Source organism: Candidatus Thiosymbion oneisti, assembly GCF_900092655.1.
Lineage (GTDB): Bacteria > Pseudomonadota > Gammaproteobacteria > Chromatiales > Chromatiaceae > Thiosymbion > Thiosymbion oneisti.
Genome location: NZ_FLUY01001634.1, coordinates 1 through 18,572, shown reverse-complemented (window position 1 = coordinate 18,572; position 18,572 = coordinate 1). Strand labels below are relative to the sequence as shown.

22 protein-coding genes are annotated in these 18,572 nt (G+C 52.5%); 11 read left to right on the top strand and 11 right to left on the bottom strand.

The genetic code is table 11. From position 1 onward, the window contains the following. The 7 genes from lpxD to rnhB all read left to right on the top strand — a co-directional run. Nucleotides 1-772: UDP-3-O-(3-hydroxymyristoyl)glucosamine N-acyltransferase (lpxD, locus tag BQ17_RS16850; RefSeq protein WP_089729049.1), on the top strand; the 772-nt coding region annotated here is incomplete at its 5' end. A gap of 73 nt (nt 773-845) precedes the next feature. Further along, nucleotides 846-1,280: a 3-hydroxyacyl-ACP dehydratase FabZ gene (gene fabZ / locus BQ17_RS16845; RefSeq protein ID WP_256091653.1), complete on the top strand. Its 435-nt coding sequence runs from the start codon at nt 846-848 to the stop codon at nt 1,278-1,280. After that, nucleotides 1,277-2,047: an acyl-ACP--UDP-N-acetylglucosamine O-acyltransferase gene (gene lpxA / locus BQ17_RS16840; RefSeq protein WP_256091652.1), complete on the top strand. Its 771-nt coding sequence runs from the start codon at nt 1,277-1,279 to the stop codon at nt 2,045-2,047. The genes fabZ and lpxA overlap by 4 nt, the downstream gene beginning before the upstream one ends. Nucleotides 2,048-2,230: 183 nt before the next feature. Next, the gene (locus BQ17_RS16835) at nt 2,231-3,070 is read left to right on the top strand and encodes a hypothetical protein (RefSeq protein ID WP_089729042.1); all 840 of its coding nucleotides are present in this window, start codon (nt 2,231-2,233) and stop codon (nt 3,068-3,070) included. Then, nucleotides 3,067-3,471 (top strand): hypothetical protein, encoded by a 405-nt coding sequence (locus tag BQ17_RS16830; RefSeq protein WP_089729040.1) that lies wholly within the window; start codon nt 3,067-3,069, stop codon nt 3,469-3,471. The genes BQ17_RS16835 and BQ17_RS16830 overlap by 4 nt, the downstream gene beginning before the upstream one ends. Nucleotides 3,472-3,700: 229 nt before the next feature. Beyond that, nucleotides 3,701-4,849 (top strand): lipid-A-disaccharide synthase, encoded by a 1,149-nt coding sequence (lpxB, locus tag BQ17_RS16825; protein ID WP_089729038.1) that lies wholly within the window; start codon nt 3,701-3,703, stop codon nt 4,847-4,849. Then, nucleotides 4,846-5,421 (top strand): ribonuclease HII, encoded by a 576-nt coding sequence (gene rnhB / locus BQ17_RS16820; RefSeq protein ID WP_256091651.1) that lies wholly within the window; start codon nt 4,846-4,848, stop codon nt 5,419-5,421. The genes lpxB and rnhB overlap by 4 nt, the downstream gene beginning before the upstream one ends. A gap of 339 nt (nt 5,422-5,760) precedes the next feature. Here rnhB and BQ17_RS16815 read toward each other — a convergent pair whose 3' ends face one another. Then, nucleotides 5,761-6,738, bottom strand: coding sequence for an IS481 family transposase (locus tag BQ17_RS16815; protein ID WP_089729034.1), 978 nt, complete (start codon nt 6,736-6,738; stop codon nt 5,761-5,763). 210 nt (nt 6,739-6,948) lie between these two features. On the opposite strand from BQ17_RS16815, the gene BQ17_RS21040 reads away from it, so the two are divergent. The 4 genes from BQ17_RS21040 to BQ17_RS21035 all read left to right on the top strand — a co-directional run bounded on the left by BQ17_RS21040 (nt 6,949) and on the right by BQ17_RS21035 (nt 9,363). Beyond that, the gene (locus BQ17_RS21040) at nt 6,949-7,491 is read left to right on the top strand and encodes a hypothetical protein (protein WP_141699339.1); all 543 of its coding nucleotides are present in this window, start codon (nt 6,949-6,951) and stop codon (nt 7,489-7,491) included. Nucleotides 7,492-7,683: 192 nt separating this feature from the next. After that, nucleotides 7,684-8,466, top strand: coding sequence for a DUF4351 domain-containing protein (locus BQ17_RS16810; protein WP_089729032.1), 783 nt, complete (start codon nt 7,684-7,686; stop codon nt 8,464-8,466). A gap of 115 nt (nt 8,467-8,581) precedes the next feature. Further along, entirely contained in the window at nt 8,582-8,776 is a 195-nt protein-coding gene (locus BQ17_RS16805; protein WP_089729031.1) for a hypothetical protein, read from the top strand. A gap of 2 nt (nt 8,777-8,778) precedes the next feature. Beyond that, entirely contained in the window at nt 8,779-9,363 is a 585-nt protein-coding gene (locus BQ17_RS21035) for a hypothetical protein (RefSeq protein WP_141699338.1), read from the top strand. Here the strand turns inward: BQ17_RS21035 and BQ17_RS16800 are convergent. From BQ17_RS16800 to BQ17_RS16750, 10 genes are all read right to left on the bottom strand, one after another. Continuing rightward, the gene (locus tag BQ17_RS16800; RefSeq protein WP_089729029.1) at nt 9,341-10,645 is read right to left on the bottom strand and encodes an efflux RND transporter periplasmic adaptor subunit; all 1,305 of its coding nucleotides are present in this window, start codon (nt 10,643-10,645) and stop codon (nt 9,341-9,343) included. The genes BQ17_RS21035 and BQ17_RS16800 overlap by 23 nt on opposite strands. 971 nt (nt 10,646-11,616) lie before the next feature. Beyond that, nucleotides 11,617-12,393, bottom strand: coding sequence for a TorD/DmsD family molecular chaperone (locus BQ17_RS16795; RefSeq protein ID WP_218068326.1), 777 nt, complete (start codon nt 12,391-12,393; stop codon nt 11,617-11,619). Nucleotides 12,394-12,706: 313 nt separating this feature from the next. Next, the gene (locus BQ17_RS16790) at nt 12,707-13,630 is read right to left on the bottom strand and encodes an ethylbenzene dehydrogenase-related protein (RefSeq protein WP_176722488.1); all 924 of its coding nucleotides are present in this window, start codon (nt 13,628-13,630) and stop codon (nt 12,707-12,709) included. Nucleotides 13,631-13,643: 13 nt separating this feature from the next. Beyond that, nucleotides 13,644-14,771 carry a 4Fe-4S dicluster domain-containing protein gene (locus BQ17_RS16785; RefSeq protein ID WP_089729025.1) on the bottom strand — a complete coding sequence of 376 codons (1,128 nt, stop codon included), beginning with the start codon at nt 14,769-14,771 and terminating at the stop codon, nt 13,644-13,646. A gap of 117 nt (nt 14,772-14,888) precedes the next feature. Continuing rightward, a complete protein-coding gene (locus BQ17_RS16780; protein WP_089729023.1) occupies nt 14,889-15,149 on the bottom strand; it encodes a hypothetical protein in 261 nt (86 codons plus the stop codon). 99 nt (nt 15,150-15,248) lie between these two features. After that, nucleotides 15,249-15,476 carry a hypothetical protein gene (locus BQ17_RS16775; protein ID WP_089729020.1) on the bottom strand — a complete coding sequence of 76 codons (228 nt, stop codon included), beginning with the start codon at nt 15,474-15,476 and terminating at the stop codon, nt 15,249-15,251. Between the two features lie 95 nt (nt 15,477-15,571). Further along, nucleotides 15,572-15,784: a hypothetical protein gene (locus BQ17_RS16765; protein ID WP_089729014.1), complete on the bottom strand. Its 213-nt coding sequence runs from the start codon at nt 15,782-15,784 to the stop codon at nt 15,572-15,574. A 423-nt stretch (nt 15,785-16,207) separates the two neighbouring features. Further along, nucleotides 16,208-16,861 carry a hypothetical protein gene (locus tag BQ17_RS16760; RefSeq protein WP_218068325.1) on the bottom strand — a complete coding sequence of 218 codons (654 nt, stop codon included), beginning with the start codon at nt 16,859-16,861 and terminating at the stop codon, nt 16,208-16,210. Between the two features lie 281 nt (nt 16,862-17,142). Further along, on the bottom strand, nt 17,143-18,000 hold the full coding sequence (locus BQ17_RS16755; RefSeq protein WP_089729010.1) for a HEPN domain-containing protein: 858 nt from the start codon (nt 17,998-18,000) through the stop codon (nt 17,143-17,145). 59 nt (nt 18,001-18,059) lie between these two features. Continuing rightward, nucleotides 18,060-18,281: a hypothetical protein gene (locus tag BQ17_RS16750; RefSeq protein WP_089729008.1), complete on the bottom strand. Its 222-nt coding sequence runs from the start codon at nt 18,279-18,281 to the stop codon at nt 18,060-18,062. Nucleotides 18,282-18,572 lie beyond the last annotated feature (291 nt).

The window sequence follows — 18,572 nt, the reverse complement described above, 5'->3', positions numbered from 1 at the left end:
CCCCGCCGTAACCGGCGGGCGCCATCCGAGCGCGGTGGTGGCCCAAAGTGCCCAGGTCGATCCGTCCGCTTGGATCGGCGCCATGGCCGTGGTGGAGACGAGCGCTGAAATCGGACCGCGGGTCTTTGTGGGACCGGGCAGTATCGTGGGTTCCGGATGCCGTATCGACGAGGATAGTCGGTTAGTCGCGCGGGTCACCTTATGCGCGGGGACACGCGTCGGGAAGCGGGTGTTGATACAGCCGGGTGCGGTCATCGGGCGCGAGGGCTTCGGTTTCGCGAAGGACGGCGAATGCTGGGTGCGCATCCCCCAGCTGGGGGGGGTGCGGCTCGGTGATGACGTGGAGATCGGGGCCAATACCACGGTTGACCGGGGGGCCCTGGAGGATACGCTGATCGCCGACGGGGCGAAGCTGGATAACCTCATCCAAATCGGACACAACTGCCATATCGGCGAAAATACCGCGCTGGCGGCCTGCTCCGGGATCTCCGGCTCTACCAAGATCGGGCGCAATTGCACCATCGCCGGGGCCGTCGGTATGGCGGGGCACCTGACGATCGGGGACGATGTCCACTTCACCGGGATGGCTATGGTTACACGCTCTTTCACCGAGCCCGGACGCTACAGCAGCGGAATTCCGGCCATGCCGAGTGCCCAGTGGCAGCGCAGCATAGCCAGATTCCGGCACCTCGATGAATTTGCCCGACGACTGAAGGACTTGGAAGAAAAATTAGATCAAACCAACACCGAGCTGCAACAGGAGCCCGAATAAAATCGGGATCGGCAGCTGCCGATCCATGGACAGCAGCCGGTTCCCCGGAACGTCGGAGGTAGCATTGAGCACAATGGATATCCATAAGGTGTTGAGCCTGTTGCCGCACCGCTATCCTTTTCTGTTGATCGACCGCGTGGTCGACTACGAGGCGAATCAATATCTGATTGCGTTTAAAAACGTGACCTGCAACGAGCCCTTTTTCGCCGGTCATTTCCCCACGCGACCGGTCATGCCGGGGGTCCTGATCATCGAGGCCCTGGCCCAGGCTACCGGTCTGCTCGCCATGAAGTCGCGTCCGGACGAGGTGGGAGAGAAGGCCCTGTATTACTTCGTAGGGATCGACAAGGCGCGCTTTAAACGCACGGTGGAGCCCGGCGACCGGCTGACCCTCGAAGTGCACCTCAACAAAGTACGCCAAGGGATCTGGCGCTTCAGCGGCAAGGCCCATGTGGATGGCGAGATGGCCGCTACCGCTGACATCATGTGTACGGCGCGGGACTTTTGACCGCGATCCATCCCACCGCAGTCATCGATGCAGCTGCTGAGCTGGATTCCGATGTCACAGTCGGTCCCTATAGCATTATCGGTCCGCGGGTACAGGTGGGGGCCCGCAGCAGCATCGGCCCCCATGTGGTGATCCGCGGACCCACGCGCATCGGGGCCGACAATCGGATTTTTCAGTTCGCCTCGGTGGGCGAAGATCCCCAGGACACCAAGTACGGCGGTGAGGAGACCTTCCTTACGATCGGCGACGGCAACCTAATCCGTGAGTATACGACCTTGCACCGAGGCACCGTGCAGGATGCAGGGATAACCCGTATCGGCAACCATAACCTCTTCATGGCCTACAGCCATGTGGCCCACGATTGTCGGATCGGCAACCATGTGATCATGGCCAACGCCGCCTCCCTGGCCGGTCACGTCAAGGTGCAGGACCGGGCCATCCTCGGGGGCTTCACCATCGTCCACCAATTCTGCCGGATCGGGACCCATTGCTTTTGTGCCATGGGCTCGGTCGTCACCAAAGATGTCCCGCCCTATGTGATCATCGGTGGCCATCCGGCCCAGCCCCGTGGTATCAACACCGAAGGGCTGCGGCGACGGGAGATCGACGCCGCAACCATACAGCAGCTCAAGAACGCCTACCGGATCCTCTATCTATCCGACCGCAAGCTGGAAGACGCCATAGCGGCGATGCGTGCGCTGGGCAATGCCCGAGTGGACCAGCTTGCGGATTTCGTGGCCGACAGATCTCGTAGTATTGTGCGTTGAGGAAGCAGTAATGGTAGGCTCAGCCGGCCAAGTGGCAGTAGGTAATTACCCACCTGCGGCACCCGGCCAATCCGATTTTCAGTCACTTCAGGCTGACTTTATGTCCGATGCTTTCAGTACACTTTAGCCGCACTCCGGACTATGAACTTTCAACCCATAGTGGTTGAATGGAGGATAATACCAATGGCCTTGAATACCACCATTATCAAGAAAAGACTTGCTTCCGTTCCACGGATACAAAAGGACAATGAGGCACAAAATATTATAAACCAAGCGAAAACAGCAGAGTTGAAAAGTCTCAATACAGAGGGCGTCCTCCGCCTTTACGAAGCGCTAACATCCGGATTCTATTCAGCCCGCGATGCGGCTGCCATGAAGCGGCTTGCGACGTACACTCAATTCCAACCAGTGACGTACACGCCTGATTATGTCGTCAACCTCGTCAAGGGCACGCGCCTGAATCAGCCGAACATCCAGTCTCAACTGACTCCGGGACTCGTTACCCGTATTTATGCTGCTGAGGGGAAGCGCCTTGCCTGGTATGCAAGCTTCGGGTTTGACGGTTCCACAGTGGGCAGGGGGCAACTCGGACAATCGGCCTATACGGATGTAAAGAGCCCGCGATACTTCAAGACTACGCTGGAAACCTGTGTGACCCAAGTATTTCTTGCTAAACTATTAAGAAAATACCCGGGCGTCACTAGGATGGATCTCGATCTTAAATCCTATAAGGTCAAGGTTCCAGAATTGTACGCACGTATCTGGCCACATCTCTCTTTGGAGAACTTTGTCGTCACAGCCTACCTTGCGATCCTCATTGCCCGCGCGACCAAGACCGGTCGCTCGCCTAAGGATACCGCACGCTTTGCCGTAGCCCTTTACCATGGTATGTATAAAATGGTCGTGGCCGTGCAAATGACCCTCAAAGAAAATGAGAGGATACATTGGGCACCCGTAGAGGCCGAGCTGCTGAAACAGGGCCATACGGATGAAGTTGCCTATGTAAAAGAGGTGGTGAAGTGAGCCGCCGTAGTGTCATTTCGGCAGCACTTGCCGCACTTTCGCTGCTCGCTATTCTCGTTGTTGGATTCGGGTGGTTCTCATCGGGGCCAACTTTGACAATCTATCTGCGCTGTGACAAGGAGGTTGCTGGTACATTGTCCGTCGTTATAGTGTCGGGAAACGGAGAGTCGGGCGACGAGAAGCATTTTGATCTCGGCACCTTCTGTGGGTCGAAAGCAGGGATTGAAATCGACCACTACCGAAGTGAGGAAAGCCTTCAATTCACACTCGAACGTGTCGATGGCGAAACGAGTAAGTTGACTGCTGAATATGATTACGACATCCATCGTTACCAACACGAGTTCTACACAATTATAAAGATCACAAACACCCCGCCTTTCATCGCCAACGACCGTATTTGAACGACTGGGACGAAAACTATCGGGTAGTGGGGTAAAGTTACAATTCCCTCCCTTCCAGTACAGCCATTATTTTTCCTATACTCAATCAGACCTGGGCTACTCCGCGGTCAGGAGCCATGGTCTCATTGAAGCTTTACCTTTGCGGTTCGAAAATTCGGGTGCCCGATTCATCCCTGGGGGCGGAGGAAACATAGCCACCGCCGACTGGTGGCTGGAAGCTGGTAGCAGCATGAAGATAAGTATCGTCGCCAATGAACCCTCGGGTGATTGGCTGGGAGCCGCCGTCCTGCGCGCGCTGAAGGCCCAGGTGCCGGACGTACGTTTCGTCGGGGTGGCCGGACCCCAGATGCAGGCCGCCGGCTGTGAGAGCCTGATACCCATGGAGCGGCTGTCGGTCATGGGACTGACAGAGGTCCTGCGGCATCTCGGCGAGCTCCTACGCATCCGCGGCGAGTTGACCAGATCCCTGCTCGCCTGGCGGCCCGACGTCTTCATCGGCGTGGATGCGCCCGACTTCAATCTGGGACTCGAACGGCGTCTACGTAAGGCCGGCATCCGCACCGTCCACCTGGTCAGCCCGACGATCTGGGCCTGGCGCGCCGGACGTGTGAAGACCATCCGCCGTTCCGTGGATCTGCTGCTGAGTATCTTTCCATTCGAAGAAGACCTCCTGCGCAGGCACGGAGTATCTGCCCGTTACATCGGCCACCCGCTTGCGGACGAAATCTCCCCGCAAGCCGATCCCGCGCCAGCACGGACCCGGCTCGGGATACCGCCGCAGGGACCAGTCCTGGCCCTACTCCCAGGCAGCCGTGTGAGCGAGCTGAAGCTACTCGCGGAACCCTTCCTGCAGACCGCCCGCTGGTGTCTTAAACGGCATTCCGGACTCCGCTTCGCAGTCCCCTTGGTGACGCCGACCTTGCGCACACTCTTTACGGAGGTCCTGCGGCGCGAAGCCCCTGACCTGCCGGTTACCCTGGTAGACGGCCAGGGCCGGGACGTGATCGCCGCCGCCGATTGTGTACTCACCGCCTCGGGAACCGCGACCCTGGAGGCCCTGTTGATCAACCGTCCGATGGTGGTCGGCTATCGGATGAGCCCGACGACCTATCACCTGTTATCCGGCCTGAACCTGGTGAAGATCCCCTATGCTGCCATGGCCAATCTGCTGATAGGCCATGAGCTGGCACCGGAATTCATTCAAGACCGTTGTCGGGCGGACTTGCTGGGACCTGCCGTGCTCGACCTCCTCAGGAATAGAGACCGGGTAAGCGAGATACAATCGGCATACCATGAGGTCCATGGTCAGCTGCGTCGCAACGCCGGTCGTGAGGCCGCCGCCGCAGTGCTGGAGCTGGTCAGCGGGGACAAATCGTGAACGGCGAGGTATCCCTCGTCGCGGGCGTGGATGAAGCAGGACGTGGGCCTCTGGCGGGACCGGTAGCGGCCGCGGCCGTGATCCTTGACCCCGAGCGGCCGATCCTTGGCCTCGCCGATTCCAAGCGCCTCACACCGGACCAGCGCGAATCACTCGACCAGGAAATCCGGAACCAGGCCCTAGCCTTCGCCGTGGAATTTGCCACGGTCGAAGAAATCGATCGCATCAACATCCTGCAGGCATCCCTGCTCGCCATGCAGCGTGCAGTGGAAAACTTAAGCATCACCCCCCAGCGGGCCTTGGTGGACGGCAACCGCCCTCCCCGGCTGGCCTGTGCGGTGGAGACAGTTGTGAAGGGCGATGCCACAGTAGCCGTCATCAGCGCCGCGTCCATCCTGGCCAAGGTCGCCCGCGACCGCGAGATGCTGATGCTAGATAGCAAATTCCCCGGCTATGGCTTCGCCCGTCACAAGGGCTATCCGACCCGAGCCCATCTGACCGCCCTGCGCGAACTCGGACCCTGCGCGCTGCACCGGCGCTCGTTCCGACCGGTGCGGGAGCTGCTGCGCTGATACCTCCTTTAACTACGAATCACACGAATCGGCGCGAATCGGATTTTTTGCATCTACGAGAACATTCGCGTTGATTTGCGTGATTCGTAATTTGCGCTATCATTCACGGGAACCGATGCCCAAAAATTGTCGACAAAGAGCGCTACATGAAATCTCTATTGAGGTTTTTTGAGAAATGGAACCCTCTCCTAGTAGGAGCAGCAAGCACACTAATCCCCATTCTTGGCTTATACTGGACGATTAGGGCAGGGAATTTTGAGAAAGATAATCTTTTTCTTCAAGATGAAAACCTGAGCCTTAAAAAGCAATTGCAGGAAACGAAGACAGTAGAAGCAAGGATTAGATGTCAGGTCCCGGATGATTACGATGAATTTTTTTGAACAGTTGGGGCTGCTGAGCGTACCATTGTTGGAGTGTTTGGAGTGGGGTCTTGTGGTGCAGGTTTTTCTGCGGGATGTGGTGATTATACAGATAGACGAAGCGTTTGAGGGTGGCCTGCAGGGAGGCGGCGGAGTCGAAGCGGTGGGTGCGCAGGATGTCAGCAATACGGCCATTGAAGCGTTCGACCATGCCATTGGTTTGAGGGCTGCGGGGCTTGGTCAGGCGATGCGCGATGCGGTTGTCGGCACAGACCCGATCGAAGGTATGGGTGCCGGTGGGTTGGCGCTCGCCGGTGGCACAGAAGCGATCGGTGAACTCCTTGCCATTGTCGGTGAGCACCCTGGTGATCTTAAACGGGGCTTTGTCAATCAATCGCTTGAAGAAAGCAGCGGCGGTGGTTGCTGACTTGTCCTTGAGGATTTCCACGTAAACCCAGCGTGTGGCCCGATCAATAGCCGCGAACAGGTAGGTGCGTTGGTCTTGGTCCGGCATCTGGGGTAGGTACTTGACATCGACATGCACAAAGCCTGGCGCGTAGTCCTTGAAGGACTTGACTGGCGGTTTGGCGCCCTCCTCTTGGGGCATGAGCGCCTTGAGGTTAGAAACGCCGTGGCGGCGCAGACAGCGGTCCAGGCCCGAGCGGGAGACCTCGCAGTGGATGAACTCACGGGTGACCACCAACAGATCATCGAGCGGCAGCAGCAATGTCTTGCGCCGCTCCACGACTACGGTTTCCTGGGCCGGGGTGAGGGTGGTCTGCAAGCGGTGCGGCGTGTGGGAGCTGTCAGCAACCCCGTCACGGCCCTTCCAGCGGCGGATGGTATCCTCACTCACCCCCAGCTCATCGGCCAATTGCGTGACGGACTGATTGGACGTTTGAATGTAATGGCGGGTCTTCGGGGTTGTGGTCGCATTCGCGTGCAAGCAGATATTCATTGGGCGTTCTCCGGTATTGACAGGGCTACAAGCAACTCCATAACCTCTCTAGTGCGCAACAATGACCCTATTTTACTCCCTATGTAATCATCCGGGACCTGACATATTCTCAAGTAGCCACCCACATTTTCATTCGCTTCACATAAAACTATATGATTCACTTGTTAGTGAACCGTTCCTAAGGTGCCTATTTCAGTAGGGAGGATAGACATGTCATTCGAGAGAGGGGAAATTGTTTGGATTGAGACCAAATATATGTTTCTTCAAAACGGGAAGTTATATAAGTCTGAAATACACTTATGTAGATACAAAGCTGTAATCCTAGGCTTTGATAGTGATAACGACTTAGTCGCATATGGTTCTAGATATCTTAAAAAACTATTCAACCTTAAAAATAAATATAATTTTTTTACTACGAGTCCATATAATCTATATAGGAATCTTTATGAATGCTTAACTCCTGGTTATGAATTGAATGAAATTATAGAGGGTGTTCACTTCTTAGTGCCGACATCAGGACTCAAAGGTTGGGTAGCTGATAAACTAGGGGTTGGTGGATACTACGATCAAATAAAATTATTGAATTATTTATCTAACGGCATATCTAAATCAATTCCTGTACACACTCTTCATCATAAATTTCATATACCAACCCATATAATAAAATACGTTGAGATGGATTTGTATAACTGGACTAACGGATTGGACTCTTCTTCAAAGGAGATTACTTTGGCTAATCTAAGAAAATTATAGTTAAAAGGACACCCATCTTGTTTGACCTGATCCTCCTCCTATAAGCTAGCATTTCCCTCAGCCCGATATTCTCAGCCAGGAGTCCTACAAGTTTAAAAAAGGACACCCACTTTGTTTAGGAGTAGGAAAAACCCACAGCCGTCCTATAATGGCAAGGATGTACTGAAATCCGAAATCCGGGAACTCGACCAAATGTTAAATAAGCGGCAATATCACACCGGTGGTCCCTTCCGTGCGGACCAGCTGCATTCCGGTGATCCTTACGAGCTCGACGACGGCCATCCCATCGAGTGTCTACCTAGCGGCGGGCGGCACGCCAAGGCAAATCTGAGCGGAGGATTGGCGCTGGAGACCGATCCGGACGTGACAGCGGCCGGCTTCGATACCGGATTCACGCCGGACGAGAAAAACCTGCGCGCTCCCGATATCGCCGTGGGCAATGTCCCGGACGAGCCGGGTTGGGTATCCGGTGCGCCGCCGCTGGCGGTGGAGTATGCCGACGTCGGTCAGGACGAACCGGACCTGCAGGCAAAGATCCGCACCCTACTCGAGGCGGGGACGCGTTACGTCTGGGTCGTGCGCCTGACCGGAGTGCGCCGGGTCGAGGTGTACGAACCGCACGCTTCCCCCTCCCTGGCGTATCCCGGACAGGAGCTGGAGGCGCCGGGGATCCTCGCCAACCCGGTGCCCGTAGAAGCCCTGTACGACCCCGACGCGGCCCACGAGACCGCGCTGCGAAACCTGCTGCAGCGGCGCGGTTACCCGGACCTGGACGCAGTGCGGGAAGAAGGTCGGGAAGAGGGTAAGCTGGCGATAGTTCTGCACCTGCTCCGACGTGCAGTTGGGCCAATCCCGGAAAACGATAGCCAACGGATCCGCCAGCTTGATCGTGACGGATTGGCCGCGTTGGCCGAGGCCCTTTTGGATTTCCACGCAACAAGCGATCTGGCCGCTTGGCTGAAGCGCCATGTTTAACGCTCGCTGAGGAAACCTCCGCGCCGATCGACTCAGCCTGTCTCGACGGACGTGGATGTGAAAACGGCGTCTAGCACCTCATTTCGCTTGATATTGCGGGTAAGGAGGAAGGTAGATGGGTCTAGTCAATGTAAAAGTTGCAATGAAAAATCCCAGAAAATCCGAACTTGGTGCCATCCCAATGGAAGATATGGATTTGGTCATCACCCCTAAGACCCGAGTTTTGGATGTAAATCCAAGTAGTGCGAATATTGCGACATCAATGGCCAAACACCTAATGAGAAACTATGCGCGCGGAGAAGAACCATGAGGATGAGAGCTATTGACCGGTGGGCTTGTATCGCCATTCTAGTGGCTTCTTCGATACAGCCCTCCTTCGCAGCCACCAAGATAGGTGAGTTACTCGACGAGGAGTCGGGAACTGTTTATGAGCTTTACGACAATGAAGATGGAACCTTCACCGTCTGGCAATTTGATCCGGACGGGACAAACTCGATTTGGGAGTTCGGTGGAGAAGGCAATCCTAATCCAGCTGATGGAAGCGGTAGCGGCGCGCCGACACCAGAATCCATTGAAGAATATATAAGAAAACACCACAAGGGAAAGCTCAGCAAAGGTGTACAAACGAATAATCCGCTAACCCTCAAACGCAGCAGTCAGGGGAAAGGTCTGGATCCACGCTGGAATCCAGCGGCAAATGCCAAAGAAGGAGTAGAAAGTTCCGGCGGGCCAAGCAGTAATTCAGGGAGTACTGCGGAATGGCTTAAAAACAAAGCTAAACGAGGGAGCAACAGTGAGCAGGATGATGACAACACTGGAACCAACTCTGAGCGTCCCGACATTGGAACGACGGGTTCGATAAGACCTGAGGTTGTTAATCCAGTTCCCGTACAGTGACCGTTTTCTCCTGCGTCTGTTCCGCATTTCCCGCTTCAGACATACGCATAAAGCTCGCCTGCAGGCTGGATTCCGAGTCGATCAGGAACTGGCCGGAGACCACGACCGCGTCGCCCTCGTGCAGGCCCGAGAGGATCTCCACCTCGCCGCCTTGGTGCATACCGGTCACCACATCCACCGGCCGGAACCGGCCTTCACCCAAGGCCAGGACCACGCTCTCGCGTTCGCCGGTGACGATGAGCGCCTCGCTTGGTAGCTTGAGTACATTCTTCCTGGGGCCACCCTGGATCACGACCTCGGCGAACATATTCGGCTTCAGCAGACGGTCCGGATTGGGAAAGACCAGACGGACGCGCAGGGTCCGGGTCTTGGGATCCAGGTCGGGATAGAGATAATCCACGACCCCCTTCCACTGCTTGCCCGGATGGGCCGGCACCCCGATTTCGGCCTTGAGGCCGGGCCGCAGCCAGGCGATCTGGTGCTCGAAGACATCCACCAGGACCCACACCCGACTCAAGTCGGCGATGGTGAACATCTCCGTGTCCTTGGTCACATACATGCCGTCGCGGGCCATCATCCGGGTCACGATGCCGTTGATGGGAGCCAGCACCGGGATCCGGTTCCTGGTCTTCTTGGTATGCTCGATCTCCCGGATGATCGGGTCTGGCACATCCAGCAGCCGCAGCAGGTTGCGTGCCTTGTCTACCTTGACTGCGGCGGTGCTCCGTAGCCGGGGGTCGAGGGCCAGCAGAAAATCCACTTGAGCGGACAGGATATCCGGCGCATAGAGCTGGGCCAGCGCTTGCCCCTTTTTCACCGGCTCTCCCTCCGCGCGCAGATTCAGATCCTCGATCCAGCCCTCGGCCCGCGGGTGGACATGGGCCAGGCGTGTCTCGTCATACTCCACCCGGCCCAGGGTGCGCACGGATTTCCACAGGGTCCCGCGCTCCACCTGCTCGGTGCGCACCGCCATATTCCGGATTACTGCGTCGCTCAAGGCCACCTGCGGATGCTCGTCCACCTCCGGCTCCACGGACCGCTCCACCAGATCCATGCCGCAGATAGGACAGGTGCCGGGACTATCCCTGACAATCTGCGGGTGCATCGGGCAGACATATTTGGAGTCCAAGTGCTTGGCAGCGTGCTCCAGGGGACTGTCGTCCAACGCCATTGCCGGGAGCTCGCTCGGCGGCGCGGCCTCATCGCCGCAAGCCGTCACCAACAGCAGCCCGAGACCGACGGCGAAGGGGCACCCCCTCCCGATCAGGCGGAACAAGACCATGGTTTCCTCCCATACGCAGGGTGACCGGTAGCGAGTGTAGCGAACCGCATCGCAATCGTCTCTTTCCGGGCATGGGATACGTGTTGCGTTACGCCGCGCTCGAGCGCCCTGCTCCCCCAGGCATCTTCTCACGCGGCTAACGCAACCTATCAGTCCGCGCGGGCCAACGGCACAGCGGGCGACCCAGGAGTAGGTTGCGTTAAGACGCCGGCACCGGCGCCAAGTCGGGTAGTTGGGCAAAGGACCAGGCTTGTCCCGACGGAGGAGGGAGCCTGACCCGTACCTAAGAGGCTATCTAGAAATTAAGATACTGATTTTAAAGCATAAAATCTATAAATTTCGCGCTCGTTCCCACGCTCCAGCGCCGGCCTGTGCGTCCCTGCACGCAGACAGGTGGGAACGCCGTCGTGTCCGCTCCCGCGGACTCAGCTCCTCTGTGCTGATCGGCGTTGACTGTTAGTCTACCGAGGTGCTTAATCGACGCTGAAGCCTGGGGAGCCAGCCGAAATCAATACTTTAGGGTCTAGCAAGGCTTCGCCTTAAGCCCACGAGTGCACAACGCGAGCTTCGTGGCGAAACCCCAATCGGACAGGATTTACAGGATTACACAGGATTGACAAGACTCTTGTCGTTCCTGAATTTCCTATGCCCGATCACGCGCTTATCAAACCAGCAAGCGCTCTTCACAACAAAAAATCCGGTTAATCTTGAAAATCCGGTTAATCCTGTACGATTGGTTAGCGAGGCTTCGCCTTAAGCCCACGAGGCGTGAATTTTTTGTGCAATGCACACAAAACTTGACCCATTTGTAAAGATGCGGTTCGCCGCCGGGCGTGTCCGGCGCCCGGCGGTTCACCACATCCTACGCGGGCTGAAGCTATTGCTTTGAGCCGAAGACCTGATGTCCACCGGTTGCACCAGTTGGGGGCATATTGGGTACGGAGCCATCCTGTACAGGCGGTAACCAGCGATCAGTCATCTACCATGCCACATTCATAAGGGGTTCCATCCTTCTCAGATAATGTTTCCATATCTCTTTCCTGGCTGGGTAAATGATTGGTAGCCACAATGCCGGACCATGTGTTTTGAAGTAATTGGGCCAACTGCTGGTAAATCGGTAAAATAGTAGTTTGCGTCAGGCAATTGCAAAAAGAGGCCAACCATTCACCTAGGTGATCAAAACTAAATGCACTCAATGCTTCATGCGTTATACGTTTTGCCTCCGGTTCCGGTGTCATTGCTAACATAACTAATAGAATAACGACAAATTCAAGTTCACCTATCAAATGGTCCGCTTTTTCACCTGTTTTTTGAGAAATGTCAAAGCCGAAAGCCCGATAAAAACCAACAATATCGGATAAAATAGCGCCTTTGTCGCGTCGAATAAAACCGGATTCGTTGATAGGACACGCGACACTACCTTCAAATAAACGATGATATTCCTCCACCCAAGCCTCCAAACTCAAGGTTTGAGCTTGGAGACGAATTTGTTGAAAAGTCTCGGCAAGATGATCCGCCTCAGGTAAATTAGAACATTGTAGTAGTCCCTGAAGATCGGTAACCTCCTTTTCCAGCATTGTTTGCGTTTCAGTCGATGGTAAGCTAAACAGTCGAATGATCAACTGGAGCAAATCGGCTTGTGCAAACAACGAGAGACGGTCTTTTTCTGTCACTACAGGTTCCGGGGAAGAAGGGATTTTATTGAACCACCGGACAGGCTGAGGTGAAGAAGTATTTTGGGTATCCATGGCTAAATTCCGTAATTTCAATCCGGTTCAAAACTTGAATTTGCCGCAAATGAACGCGAATGAACGCAAATGGTTAGCGTTGATTGGCGTCCATTGACAGTAAAAAAATAACTCCTCTGGGCCTACACTGTCTCGCGTGAGGCCCCACAATTGGTCAAAAAACGCATGGTGAACCGCCGCTGAGGGCGAAGCGATTTCGACCTATTTGCGTTGATTTGCGTTCATTTGCGGCAAAAAACAATTCGGAGGAGCCGGCCCCGTCTCGTATGGGGACACGACAACAGGATCATGCAGAATGTGCTGAAATGACGTACTAGGGTAGTTGATAAGCTGTCCAATTAGACCAATGCTTACGTCCACCTCTATTATCCGCGTCACCTTGCCAGACTGCAAAGGCAAGCTGACCTTTTTCACCGGGTTTGAATTGATAGTCGTTGACGTCATCCGTAGTGAGCGGACGAGAGAAAACGACTGTCCAACGACCTTCTTTCCAAATGCCGAGGGCGCTGGTAGCCGATTCCGGTTGTGGTGTCAATGAACCCCACCCTTCGGCCACCAATTCCTGAGCCGGCTGACTACGCTCGAATGCAGCACTGGGGTTGCCGGCTTGTTTCGCGATAAACCATTGATGTGAGCGCGGATCTTTAAAGTCTTCCGGCACCCTATGGGGTGGTTTTCCTTCCGCAAACCAGTACAAATCCGACCAGGCGTTGGGATGGACATCCTGTACATCCTGAAAACCTTCGTCCATGTCTTTTTGCCACAGGCCCTTCCAATAAAGAATCTGGACTTTACCGCCACCTTTTTGGCCCATGAAGGGAGAGGCAGTGGGGGTCAGTGGGAATTCTATCGCCACCGCATCGGAAAAACGCTTCACATCCACGTTCTGACTGGGCGAATCATCGGCCCACGAGAGTCGCCATGCGATCGATTTTCCATCAGTCAGTCCTTGAACCCTGAGTTCGGTTACGGAAGCCTCTTCCAAACGTGGCTGAGTCATTTGCTGTGGCAATACAGCAACGTCCAGCGCCGGGGCTTTTTGCCAGGCCGGCGCAAACGGCTCCGTGGGTAACTCTCCAGCCACTTTGCTGACTGAAATGGAGGGCTGTTGCGCAAAAGCCATGCCTGCAATCAGGCTGCACAACAAGATAAGGCCCATCTTACCCAATGGACTTTGATTCCTCATCATGTTCTTCCTCATATGGACTGGCTGATATTTGCGTTTATTCGCGTTCATTTGCGGACAAATCTTAGGTCGTGTTGTGGCGGTAGACATCATAGCGTTTATCGTGATGATCACGCACATAATGCGGTTCGGTAAAGGGTACACGACTAACTTCGTTGCCTTTGCCATCCCAACCAATCACCTCATCACCTTCGACCTTGAATTTTTCAATGATGAGATCGGTGGAACCAAATAGGAGTAATGCACCTAAGAGTTTTTTGTCATCCGCCAGCTGACGATACAGTGTCTTCGCTGCTTCAACACCTGGTCCGAAAAGCTGTTCCAGGAATCCATCAGGCACATGGATGGGTGGAATATAGTAGACATTCGGACCGGTGCCGAATTGCGGATAGAGTGGCAAGGCCAGTTTGCGTATCTTGACGATGTAATCCAGTGGATTATCCTCACGTGGTTCGCCTCGAGTGGTCAGATATCCGTGCGTACGGATTTTTCCGATGCAGGATTCGACGCATAAACTCACTTTACCTTGTTCAATTCGCGGGAAGCAACCGATACACTTTTCGCTGGTGCGACTTATCATGTTGAAGAAGGTTTTTTTATACGGACAGGCCTTGACGCATTCCTGATAGCCACGACACCGTTCCTGGTCGATCAATACAATACCGTCTTCATCGCGTTTATAAATGGCCTGACGCGGGCAGGCAGCGAGACAAGCCGGGTTATCACAATGGTTGCATATCCGGGCCAGATAAAACATCCACATGGGGTGGGCATCCTCGAAATGTTCACCTTGGCCCACGGTCTTGGAAACATCGTCTTCACCCAAGTTGAGGGCCGAATAGTCCATCGTATCAGGAAGATGGCCATCCGGCGGGTCCAGTAGATGATTGCCTTCGAAAATGGTATCGGTTTTTAAGACTTTACCTTTCCATTTTGCAGGCCCTCGGCGTTCCAACAATTTCATATCCCACGCCATCGGGTAACCGCCATAAGGCTTGGTCTCGACATTATTCCAGAAAATGCTCTCCTCCCCTTTACCGCTGGTCCAACCGGTTTTACAGGCAATGGTACAGGTTTGGCAATCTATACATTTGTTGATATCAAATACATAGGCCACTTGCTTTGCCGGGGGAGGGGCATCGTAAGGATACTCCATCTCTCGATTCAGTTGCCAATTGTGACGTTTGGGCATGTTACCAATCTCCTGTTCATCGCCGCGCTAAACGGACCAAGCGTTGCGCGCACGAAATTTTGATTTGAGCCCGAGCGCCGCCGCAACGCTTGGGTCCACCTTGAGCGACTTGTTATGTTAGGCTTTTTGCAATATTCCGAGAATAGCCAAAAAGACCTTTTCTATATCTTCCGGTACACGATAAGTATGTAAATCTCTATGGATGCTCTTCCCCTTTCTATCCAAAATACCAAAGCGCCAAAGCTCGCCTATGCTCACTGCACCATAAAGCGAACCCGGCAATTCTTTTTCCTCAGCAATCTCTTCCGTCGGATTACTAAAATCAAAATAATCACTGAATGTATACTTTTTCCCTTCTTTGAAAACTAGCTTACCCATATATATGTCTTCCGATATATCGGTCTGGCATATGTAATCTGTACATGAAATTACAGATACTTCTATCCCACGCGGCGGGCGGTCGGCTGGAGCGCCAAGTTAGGCGGCTTTTTGGTATTGCTGGATAATCTTTGACAACGCTCTTAGTGCTTCATTGACCGACTTTGCATCGGGAAACATCTTTGCCACATCAGGCTCAAGCATAATGAGCTTCACCCCTTCGTGATATTGTTTGGCATATTTCCCGCGAACTCCGCCTGTCATCTGAGAAAAGTCATATTCATCACGAAGCTCGTCGTTCAGCTCGTCATCATATTCCGTATTCATAAAAATTCTGCTCCCGTTTGGTTGCCTGGCGGGCACTGACGATTCGAATGGTTTCACCACGATATGCATGGGAAATAACCAATATATCGATAAAACTATCGCTCATTTGCTTCTTCTCGGCTAAATTTAAAACCTGCCATATCCTTTTGATAAGGCGTGAAGAATTCTTTCAATTCATTTCGTTTCGCCATTTCCACTTTATATGCCGTCACGAGTTGTTCTATAAGCTCTGTAGCTGAAATATGCTCAATTTTCGCCAATTCGTATAACTGTGAGGCTACATCATCGCTGATTTGTACTTTTTGCACTATTTACTCCTAGGCGCCCAATGCCGCGTGACACTAAGTTTGAAACTTGCTGAGGAGCCGGACCGCGGCATTGGGTCGCTTGCAGCCAAATGTTAGGCGAATGATCTGTGAAAAACGACCCATCAATTGAGCCTGGCCCCTTTTCCCCCATTATTGTAGGCATTTCTAAACTATGGCGTTGGGGTTCGTTCCTCACCCCAACCTACGGGCTCATAGGCATAATGAAATACCCACCATTGTAAAATGTTGGTCAAAAGCAAAAGTCCTATGAATACCAAAATTTTTGCATAGAGCAAAACTCACGCAATCTGTAAATGACAATACTGCAGAATCATATTTAGTAAAAATAGAAATTGCATCCTTAAACAGTTTTTTATCTACGATGGACAATTTGTAAAATTCTTACTTCTTCAGACAAATTTATTATGATCCCGATTCGCTTATCTCCGAATTGACAATATGCAAAAGGATGCCCATTATTATACCGAGTTGTTCTAAATAGTATTCTTTGACATCGATATATAATATATCATCCAGTTTCAGAAATCTCCAGTTGCTCCCAGTTGTGACAATGCCGTATATTGCATTAATCTGGTTCCCTTTCTTTTCGTTGAATATCCTGGCTGCTATCATTTCAGCGGCACACTGCGCTAGTCCGGATTTAATATTATCGTTTTTTGCTTCGACAACCGAAATAACGGGAGAGTTTATATAAAGCTGCTCTTTTGAAAGGGAAATGATGTAATCGCAAACACCGTTTAATCCTTTTTCCTTGTCAACGTTGAACTCTACACCCGAGAACAGACTGATTCGATGATTCAATATTTTTCTCAGCTCGATGAGAATGGGTGTAACAATCATCTCGGATCGTGCTTTTTCCGTATGTATCGCAAGAGCTAACGGAATGTTTTCTTTGAGAATTTCATTTAGTGTACCGCTTATTTTTTCTTCCGTGACAATGGGAAAGATATTTGTTTCTTCCTCAGTTTCAAACTGAAACTTTTCCTTTATTTCAATTAGGGTAAAATCACTATACGCCATCTCTAATACCTCTTGTCTATTTTTTAACCTGTTCATAAGGGCATAACGTTGCAAATCAGGCGACCTAAATTGGGTCGGCTGGATTTGGCGTGTTAGCGTATGATTTGGTTAAGCATTAGATATCTACTTTAAGATTAAAGTGAGAAGTCTATAGCAGCTAACGGCTTGGCTCAGGCGCCCAATACCGCGCGGCACTGAGCTTGAACGTTGCTGAGGAGCCAGATTACGGCATTGGGCTGCTTGCAGCCAAATGTTAGGCGAATGATCTGTGAAAAACGACCTATCAATTGATGCCTGGTCCCTTTACTGTTTGATTTCTACTCATAACTTGCTATTTTCTCCCTACATAATTTTTCAGTTAAATTCTGTAACTCTTGTACTCGCTCCGCAAGCCAATTAAGCTCTTCTTTCGTGATTGTATAACTTGGTTTATAGCGGGCATCCACATAGGCTTTCCGAAGCAACTTGAACCTTTCTTTTTCTTCGTCTGTAGAACGCGGAAATATAGACAAGAACCTTGGCTCTATGCTTGAGACTCTTTGGCCCAATTTCTCTATATCATGAGTACTTGGCTTGTAGCGAGTAAATACCAATAAGATAGTACCGTATAGACGCTCTGTGACTTGGTGGAGTTGGAATGCAGCTATGCTGTTTTCCTGCTCTTGTAAATAGTAGTGGAAACCCTTCAGGAACCCTTTAGTGCTCGAGAACCAATATTCAAAATCCTCTTCAGCTAATTTTTTTCTTTCTTTGGATGTTATTTCAATTGGCTCCGCCAATTGAAATTTTCCTGAATCATACAGAAGTATTCCTTCTCGCAGGATGTCAATATAAAAGTACTGACTTTTCCTTAGACGACGATTTACAAACTGGATGTCTTCGGCAATCAGGCTGATTGGCGTTCGGTGGATAGTTTTGATCAAACGTTGGGCAAGTTGATTGTTTTGCTCGATTTTGTTGGCTTGGCGAGGTGTTTCGGTAACAACCAGAAGGTCGAAGTCACTTTGATAGCGATAGAGAAGCGTTTCCGGGTCGAGGTCTTCTACCCAGTCGCCACGGGCATAGCTGCCAAATAAAATGAGCATATCGAGATCGATTTCTTCTCGAATGATCTCGATAGCTCTTTGTAATTCCTGCTGTTTTTGCTCAGGCAGGTGTTCAAGGGAGGTTTTCATGCCCTAATGATATCTGGTGTATTTTTGTAAAATTCAATTAGTATTGGTATCGCAGAGAATCATTGATGCGTTTCTCTCCATGCATCCTTGCGGATGGAATCTTGGGTTATATTTCTACCTTTCCACAAGCCGGCCAGGGAGAAAAAATCTTCTTCAGTTTTCAGCGGTATGAGTCTATCTTCAGTCAACTCGACTGAGCTAACGAAGTTTAACGCCGAAAGAAACTCGGAAAGCAACTTAGCCTTTTCTTCGCTTTCCAGCCGAACAACTAACTGAGCCATTTCTTTGTCCTCTGAGAAGGATGTTTCTCGGTTCCGCGCCTAACAACAGCCAAGCTCAGCCACGCGCACAAAGTGCTTGCAGCAAAACCGATGGCCTTTCTCACGTCGGCTAGAGTGCCATGTTAGGCCATATTTGCATTTGATTTGGCAGTAAACGTGGTCTGTCCCTGAAGTATCCCCACAAATCAGCCTCTGGCTCCCACGCTCCAGCGTAGGAGCAAATCCAGACGCTCCAGCGTCATGAAACCTTGGCCGCTGGAGCGGCCACAACGGCATTCCCACGCTGGAGCG